The 224-nt window shown below is 61.2% G+C and carries 1 pseudogene; it reads left to right on the top strand.

Going from position 1 to position 224, the window contains the following annotated elements:
• A pseudogene (locus SB773_RS35305) lies at positions 1-224 on the top strand (Gly-Xaa-Xaa repeat protein); the annotation flags it as partial.

The raw sequence follows: 224 nt of genomic DNA, 5'->3' as shown, positions 1-224 counted from the left end.
GCTACCGGACCTAGAGGTAACACGGGCGCTACTGGTGCTACCGGACCTAGAGGTAACACAGGTGCTACCGGTGCTACCGGACCTAGAGGTAACACAGGTGCTACCGGTGCGACTGGACCTAGAGGTAACACGGGCGTGACTGGTGCGACCGGACCTAGAGGTAACACGGGCGCTACTGGTGCTACCGGACCTAGAGGTAACACGGGCGCTACTGGTGCTACCGG

Source organism: Bacillus sp. SIMBA_074, from assembly GCF_046534555.1.
Lineage (GTDB): Bacteria > Bacillota > Bacilli > Bacillales > Bacillaceae_G > Bacillus_A > Bacillus_A mycoides.
This window is presented reverse-complemented; position numbering and strand designations above follow the sequence as displayed.